10 protein-coding genes and 1 tRNA gene are annotated in these 6,566 nt (G+C 74.2%); 7 read left to right on the top strand and 4 right to left on the bottom strand.

All coding sequences use genetic code 11. The features are described from left to right. Positions 1-62 precede the first annotated feature (62 nt). Both BM414_RS12430 and BM414_RS29400 read left to right on the top strand, forming a co-directional pair. The gene (locus tag BM414_RS12430; protein ID WP_093579735.1) at positions 63-869 is read left to right on the top strand and encodes a GAF and ANTAR domain-containing protein; all 807 of its coding nucleotides are present in this window, start codon (positions 63-65) and stop codon (positions 867-869) included. A gap of 133 nt (positions 870-1,002) precedes the next feature. Beyond that, the gene (locus BM414_RS29400; RefSeq protein ID WP_175551572.1) at positions 1,003-1,176 is read left to right on the top strand and encodes a hypothetical protein; all 174 of its coding nucleotides are present in this window, start codon (positions 1,003-1,005) and stop codon (positions 1,174-1,176) included. 25 nt (positions 1,177-1,201) lie between these two features. On the opposite strand, the gene BM414_RS12425 is transcribed toward BM414_RS29400, so the two are convergent. Both BM414_RS12425 and BM414_RS29395 read right to left on the bottom strand, forming a co-directional pair. Beyond that, positions 1,202-1,792: a GAF and ANTAR domain-containing protein gene (locus BM414_RS12425; RefSeq protein WP_245784666.1), complete on the bottom strand. Its 591-nt coding sequence runs from the start codon at positions 1,790-1,792 to the stop codon at positions 1,202-1,204. 227 nt (positions 1,793-2,019) lie between these two features. After that, positions 2,020-2,388: an STAS domain-containing protein gene (locus BM414_RS29395; protein ID WP_175551571.1), complete on the bottom strand. Its 369-nt coding sequence runs from the start codon at positions 2,386-2,388 to the stop codon at positions 2,020-2,022. 595 nt (positions 2,389-2,983) lie between these two features. Here BM414_RS29395 and BM414_RS30815 point away from each other — a divergent pair. Next, complete coding sequence (locus tag BM414_RS30815) at positions 2,984-3,376, top strand: tyrosine-type recombinase/integrase (RefSeq protein WP_245784665.1); 393 nt, start codon at positions 2,984-2,986, stop codon at positions 3,374-3,376. Between the two features lie 69 nt (positions 3,377-3,445). Here BM414_RS30815 and BM414_RS12410 read toward each other — a convergent pair. Beyond that, positions 3,446-3,521, bottom strand: a tRNA-Arg gene (locus tag BM414_RS12410). A 108-nt stretch (positions 3,522-3,629) separates the two neighbouring features. On the opposite strand from BM414_RS12410, the gene BM414_RS12405 reads away from it, so the two are divergent. Further along, entirely contained in the window at positions 3,630-4,013 is a 384-nt protein-coding gene (locus BM414_RS12405; protein WP_093579733.1) for a hypothetical protein, read from the top strand. Here the strand turns inward: BM414_RS12405 and BM414_RS12400 are convergent. Next, complete coding sequence (locus BM414_RS12400; protein ID WP_093579732.1) at positions 3,949-4,818, bottom strand: alpha/beta fold hydrolase; 870 nt, start codon at positions 4,816-4,818, stop codon at positions 3,949-3,951. The genes BM414_RS12405 and BM414_RS12400 overlap by 65 nt on opposite strands. Before the next feature lie 99 nt (positions 4,819-4,917). Here BM414_RS12400 and BM414_RS12395 point away from each other — a divergent pair, with 99 nt between their 5' ends. Genes BM414_RS12395 through BM414_RS12385 form a run of 3 tightly spaced genes read left to right on the top strand, consistent with a single transcriptional unit; the run spans position 4,918 to position 6,556 of the window. Then, positions 4,918-5,355, top strand: a complete 438-nt coding sequence (locus BM414_RS12395) for an SRPBCC family protein (protein WP_093579770.1) — start codon at positions 4,918-4,920, stop codon at positions 5,353-5,355. 41 nt (positions 5,356-5,396) lie between these two features. Next, positions 5,397-6,251: an NAD-dependent protein deacetylase gene (locus BM414_RS12390; RefSeq protein WP_093579769.1), complete on the top strand. Its 855-nt coding sequence runs from the start codon at positions 5,397-5,399 to the stop codon at positions 6,249-6,251. Continuing rightward, a complete protein-coding gene (locus BM414_RS12385; RefSeq protein WP_093579731.1) occupies positions 6,248-6,556 on the top strand; it encodes a biopolymer transporter Tol in 309 nt (102 codons plus the stop codon). Before BM414_RS12390 ends, BM414_RS12385 begins: the two co-directional genes overlap by 4 nt. The last annotated feature ends 10 nt before the right edge of the window (positions 6,557-6,566 follow it).

The following is a 6,566-nucleotide window of genomic DNA, read 5'->3' as shown; positions in this document are numbered from 1 at the left end:
AGACCGGGGGTCCGCGGCCGAGGTCACCCGCGCCCGGTGCATCCCAGACCGGAGGCCGCGTCATGGCCGACCCCCAGGACCGGCGACCCGCCGGTGCCGCCGAAGTGCTCGAGCGCCTCGGCCGGTTGTCCCTGCGGGAGCTGTCGATGGAGAGCCTGCTGCAGACCGTGGCCGACCTGGCCACGACGGTGCTGCCCGGCGACCTCGAGGCATCGGTGTCCCTGCTGGTCAGGGGCAGCCCCACCACCGTGGCCTCCACCGGCCAGCTCGCCGTCGACCTCGACGAGCGGCAGTACGAGCGCGGTCACGGACCCTGCTTGCACGCCGCCCGCACCGGTGAGCTGACGATGATCGCCGACGCCCGCACCGACGACCGGTGGCCGGACTACACGCCCCGGGCAGCCGAGCGCGGGGCCCTCAGCTCGCTGTCGGTCCCGCTGGACATCGACGTCGACGAGCAGGTCTCCGGCGCGCTGAACATCTACGCCCGCCGGGCCGACGCCTTCGACGAGGACGCCAGGGCTGCGGCCACCCGGTTCGGCCCGTACGCCGCGGTGGCAGCCGGCAACCTGCACGCCTACCGGAGCGCCCGCGACATGGCCGACAACCTGCAGGCCGCGCTCGAGTACCGCGCGGTGATCGACCAGGCCAAGGGTGTGCTGATCGAGCGCTACAAGATCACCCCCGACCAGGCGTTCCAGCTTCTCGCCCAGGCATCCATGCACGCCAACCGGAAGGTGCGCGACATCGCCGACGAGCTGGTGCACACCGGCGAGCTGCCCGTCGTCGTGCCACGCGGCGAGGGCGGGCGGTGCCGGCCGGGGCCGGCGTCCGGTCGCCCGGGGTCGGACGCGCCGCGACACTCCTGAGCAGCCGCCGGCGTCCCCCGGGGGAATGCCGGCGGTCAGGCCCCGCCGCTCCAGACCCGGGCGGCGGGGCCGCCCCATCGTCACACTGGGCGTCTGGGGGGGATGCCGTCGCGGCCCCGATCACCGTCGACTCGTGTTACTGGTCTTTCACGGGGGCGGCCCACGTCACGGCGAGGTCGTCCCCGCCGCGTTGATGGCGTCCTCGGTGCTGGCCTACGAGGGGCCCGGTGGCTACCAGCGGTTGGAGCCCGGGCAGGTGCAGAACACCGCTGAGGGACCCACCGAGGTGTGGGTCGTCCGCGACTAGCGGCTGCAGTGGCCGGGACGGGTCGTCAGTTCCGGCGGCGGCTGGCGCCGGGGACGGCTCCGGTCTCGGTGACCTCGCGGGCGATGTCGACCAGTTTGCGGTTGAGCTCCTGGGAGACGCGGGCGAGGACCCCGAAGGCCTGGTCGGCGGTGAGCTTGTGCCGCTCCATCAGGATGCCCTTCGCCTGCCCGATGACATCCCGGTTGGTCATCCCGGCGCGCAGATGCTCCTCGTGCTCCGCGCCGGCCACGGCCACCGTGGCGTGGGCGGCGAACATCAGGCCGATTTCCTGGCACTCGTCGTCGAAGGCTCCCGGCGTGTGCGCGTACAGATTCCTCGCTCCGAGCTGATCGCCCTGCACGAACAGCTGAAAACACATCATGCTGCCCACGCCGAGCTCCGAGGCCTGCTGCGCGAACTGCGGCCAGCGGTCGTCGGCGCCCACCTCGTCGACCCGGACGACCTCCTGCTCCCAGACCGCGTCCAGGCACGGGCCTTCCTCGATCCGCTCCTGCAGGGCGTCGACCTCCCGGGGCAGCTCGCTGGTCGACGCCCGGGGCTCGATCTTCGACCGGCCGATCACGTAGCTGATACTGCACTCCTCCGCGTTGGGCACCACCCGGACCGCCGTCGCGGTGATGGCCTGCAGCGTGCCCTCGACGTGTCGTGCTCCTCCTGGAGTCGCCGGGCCGCGTGACTCATCACCTCGCTCAAGTCGGAGGTGGAGCCTGTGGCGCGCTCGGCGCCGTCCGGGGAGGCCGTCATGAGCGGAACCTACTCGCGGCAGGGCGGAGCCTGGCTCCCTTCGGGTGTGTGGGGCCACGCCCTTGCGCGGACCGGCGATCAGTTCGGGACGACCGCGCCGGCACCCGCGAGGTGCCCGCCGCCGCTGAGCTGCAGTGCGGCCCGCTGCAAGGTGGGCGACGCTCCCCGCAGGGTCAACTGCCGGTCATGCCGGGTGGCCCGGCGGTAGGCGGTGGCGATGGCGCGCAGGCCGTGGTGGTCGCCCACCGTCGCCTCGCTGAGATCGAGGGTCCACTGCGCGCAGGAGGTGAGCAGCAGCGCGGAGACGGCGTCATGAAGCAGGTGGGCGGTTGCGCGGTCGAGTCGTCCGACGAGCTCCAGGTGGCCGGTGACGAGGTTCAGGCGCGCGAGGAGCCCTGGAACGTCGTCGTGGTGCGGGTCGGTCGGAGAAGCGGACGGCAGAGCCACCACGGTCACCTCGACGACGAGGAGGGGTCGCCGGCGGCGGGAAGGGAACGACCGGCACCCGCACTGGTGCGGGGACGGGCCGCGTTCTCGACCCACCCGGACGCTAGACCGTCCCAGACGCAGCGGCCACCAACGCAGCCGTCGGCGCCCGGTCCATACCCAGCGTGTCGTGAGGCGGAGCGCCTCCGCGCCGAAGATCCCACGGTGCGCGGCTGGACGACCTCGGTGAGCACGTCGCCCACCGGGCCGGTCGACCAGCACAATCCGGGACAGGTCCCGCAGCAGGTCCTCCATTCCTGCATCCTGTGAGCACTACCCCGGAGAGGTCGGTCCCGACGACACGGGTGTCCCTGATGCCGCCTTCTGGGACACCGCTGCGCTATTGGAGCAAGACCTCCCTGTGGCATCGCCGCTACCTGACCCACCAGCAGCTGGCCGACCTCGCTGACGGCTGCGGTCCGCATCGCCTGATGGTCCTGGTGGCCGGTTAGACCGGTCTCCGCTGGGGAGAACTGACCGGCCCGCGTGCGCGCCGCGTGGACCCGCTCAGGGGCGCATCGACGTCGTCGAGGCGGTCACCGAGGTCGACGGCGAGATGGTGTTCGGTCCGCCGAAGACCCACCAGCACCGGTCGGTCGTGGTGCCCCGCTTCATCCGCAAGGACCTCGGCCGCCAGCTTGCAGGCAAGTCGCCGGCCGACCTGGTGTTCTCCTCCCGGGCCCGCACGCCGCTGCGTGTCCAGAACTTCCGCCGTGACTGGTTCGACCGCGCGGCCGACGCCGTCGGACTCCCCGGGTTCACCCCGCACGAGCTCCGGCACACCGCCGCATCCCTCGCGATCGCCTCCGGTGCGTCGGTGAAGGGGGTGCAATCGATGCTGGGCCACGCGTCGGCGCAGATGACGCTGGACCGGTACGGCCACCTGTTTCCCGATGAGCTGGACCGGTCGCCGACCGCTGGGACGCCGCTCGCGCTGACCAGGTGCTGACCGAATCCCGACCTGACGCCCCTGTGGCCCGGATCGGGTCCGCGGACTAGCCGCTGACCAGGACCTCTATGGTGCCCCCGGCAGGATTCGAACCTGCGACACACGGTTTAGGAAACCGATGCTCTATCCCCTGAGCTACGGGGGCTCGTCGGCGGGCGCGGCCCGGCGGGGTGTGACCAGAGATTACCGGTGCGCGTGCGGGCTCCCGCGCGCACCGGCCCCGGAGCGCCGCCGTGCGGACTAGCGTCGGGGCGTGTTCGTCGCGCTCGTCGAACTGGTGCTGGTCCTGCTGGTGGTCGGCGGGCTGGTCTTCGGCGCCTGGACGGCCTGGAGGGTGCTGGACCGCGGCCCCACCGGTCCCGCGGAGGCCGCCCGCCTGCCGGAGCGGGACCGCGCCTGGCTGGCCGGCCAGATCGCCCGGGCCCGCTGGAGCGCCAGCCACGACGAGGTCGAGGGGACGACGCGGATCCTGGTCCGCCGCGGCTACGTCGGTCTCGACGGACGCCCCGCCGTGCTTGAGGAGCGGGCCTTCGACACCTTTCCGGCCACCGACCCGGCGTGGGAGGCGCGGTTCACCGAAGCGATGGCCGCCGCCCGGTACCGGTGCTCGTACCTGAACGCCGAGGAGGAGCGCTGACGGCGGGCGCCTGCTCGGCGGCGGCGCGGCCGGCAGTCTCCTCGACCAGGCGCACGATCGTCCGCGGGCGGTCGGACTGCGGCGCGTGGCCGGCCCACAGCAGCGGCAGGAACCGGGAGCCGGGGACGAGCGGCAAGTAGCGGATGGTTTGTCCCGAGGCGATCCAGTCGGCCACGCCCTGCGCGAGGGTGACCGGGCAGTCGATGCGGTCCAGGCCCCGCGGGACGTCGAGCAGGAGTCCCCACAGCAGTGTGCGCCAATAGTCGCGGGAGTCGGCGAACCCCTCGCGCGCGCCGATCGCCTCGTCGGGGGAGGTGTCCCAGGGGCGGACCTTGAGCGGTGCCAGCATCGCGGCCCGACCGAGGGCCGAGCGCGACAGCGGTGCCACCAGCGGCGCGCCGATCCGCATCACGACCCGCGCCAGGGCCATGCCGCTCCCCTGCAGGATCCGCTCCGGCGGCACGTTGAGGCCCGACGGCCCGATTGCCACCACCGACCGCGCGCGGCCCCGGCGGGCCAGCTCAAGCGCGACGCGGGCGCCCAGCGAGTTGCCGAGCACGTGCACCCGGCCGACACCCTCCGCGTCCAGCGTCCGCTCGACGGCGTCGGTGATCGCGGCGACCGTGGGCCGCTCCTCGAGGGCCGGCGACCCGCCAACTCCGGGGAGGTCGGCGTCGATGACGTCGAAGCGGCCGGTCAGCAGGGGGAGGACGGCGGCGAAGTCGCGCCGCGAGCTCCCCATGCCGTGCAGCAGCACCAGGGGTTCGCCCGAGCCCGCGCGGGTGACGGCAAGCAGTTCGCGCATTCCTCAGCGTTACCCCGGGGGAATCGGGTCGACCGGTGAGCCCGGTCACGTCACCGGCCCTGGCGGCGGGAGCGCCGGGGACCGGGGACGATGTCCGGCATGGGACAGGTCGTCGCCACCGCCGAACGGACCGTCCGCGCACCCGCCGAGCGGGTCCGCGCGGCGCTCGCCGACTACTCCGGCACCCGGCGGGAGGTGCTGCCGGAGCAGTTCAGCGACTACCGCGTCGACGCGGGCGGCCAGGGCTCGGGCACCCGCGTGCACTGGCGGTTCGCCGCGACGTCGAAGCGGGTCCGCGAGCAGGACGTCGAGGTCACCGAGCCCGAGGGCAGCCTCGTCGAGCGCGACACCCGCTCGTCGATGGTCACCACGTGGACGGTCACCCCTGCCGACGCCGGCAGCAGCACCGTGCGGGTGCGCACCACCTGGGACGGCGCGGGCGGCGTCGGCGGCTTCTTCGAGCGCACCTTCGCGCCCCGGGGCCTGCGCCGCGTCTACGGCGACCTGCTCGGCCGGCTGGAGCGCCGGCTCACCTGACGCCGGCGGCACGGCGCGCCGTCGCGGAGGACGATGTGCCGGTGACCGCCGCCCTCCCCGCCGTCGAGAGCCCTCCGGCCCTCGACGAGCTGGCCGACCTGGTCGCCGACGGCGACGTCCTCGTCCTCTCCGGCGCCGGCCTGTCCACCGACTCCGGCATCCCCGACTACCGGGGCGCCACCGGCTCGCTGCGCCGGCACACCCCGATGACCTGGCAGACCTTCCGGCGCGACCCGCGCGGGCGGCACCGCTACTGGGCGCGCAGCTACGTCGGCTGGCCGCAGATGGCCGCCGCCCGTCCCAACGCCGGGCACTCCGCCGTCGCCCGGCTGCAGCGCGCCGGCCTGCTCGGCGGCGTCGTCACGCAGAACGTCGACGGCCTGCACCAGGCGGCCGGCGCGCGCGACGTCGTCGAGCTGCACGGCGGGCTGGACCGCACCGTCTGCCTGGCCTGCGACGACGTCGCGAGCCGCGCGGAGCTGCACCGCCGGCTGCGCGAGGCCAACCCGGCGTTCGGCCCGCGCGCCGGCGAGGTCAACCCCGACGGCGACGCCGAGCTGCCCGACGAGGTGCTCGACGGCTTCGTGATGGTGGACTGCACCGCGTGCGGCGGCGGCCCGCTCAAGCCCGACGTCGTCTTCTTCGGCGAGACCGTGCCGCGCGACCGCGTGGACACCTGCTTCCGGATGCTCGAGGACTCCGGCAGCCTGCTCGTCCTCGGCTCCTCGCTGACGGTCATGAGCGGCTACCGGTTCGTGCTGCGCGCCGCGGAGCTCGGGATCCCGGTGGGCGTGGTGAACCTCGGGCCCACCCGCGGCGACGCGAAGGTCGACGTGAAGGTCGACGCGCCGCTGGGCGCGGTGCTGCCCGAGCTCGCCCGCCGCTGCGGCGCGTGACCCGCCGGGAGGTCTCGCACACCGACGACGGCCGCTGGATCGTCGTCGACGGGCGGCGCTGGCGGAAGGCCGATCCAGCGCTGCCCGACGACGTCCGTGCCCGGCTGCTCTCGCACCTGGGCACAGCCCGCTCGGCGGTGCGCACGGCGACCGACCCCGCGGCCGTGCGGGCCGCCCGCGACCGGGTGCAGCTGGCCAAGACCGGCCTGGGGGAGCGCGGCCCGGCCTGGTGGGACCAGGACGACGACGCCCGTCGCGCCCGGTGGGAGGCGGCGCTGGCCGCACTGGAGTCGCCGGGCGGTTGACCGCCTCCCG

The organism is Geodermatophilus amargosae (assembly GCF_900116515.1).
Classification (GTDB): Bacteria; Actinomycetota; Actinomycetes; order Mycobacteriales; family Geodermatophilaceae; genus Geodermatophilus; species Geodermatophilus amargosae.
The sequence above is the reverse complement of the archived record's forward strand: the minus strand, read 5'-3'. Positions and strand labels throughout refer to the sequence as shown.

Coding starts and splice junctions, on each gene's coding strand:
- BM414_RS12430 (WP_093579735.1), top strand. CDS start 63: ATGGCCGACCCCCAGGACCGGCGACCCGCCGGTGCCGCCGAAGTGCTC.
- BM414_RS30815 (WP_245784665.1), top strand. CDS start 2,984: ATGGTGTTCGGTCCGCCGAAGACCCACCAGCACCGGTCGGTCGTGGTG.
- BM414_RS12400 (WP_093579732.1), bottom strand. CDS start 4,818: ATGCGCGAACTGCTTGCCGTCACCCGCGCGGGCTCGGGCGAACCCCTG.
- BM414_RS12395 (WP_093579770.1), top strand. CDS start 4,918: ATGGGACAGGTCGTCGCCACCGCCGAACGGACCGTCCGCGCACCCGCC.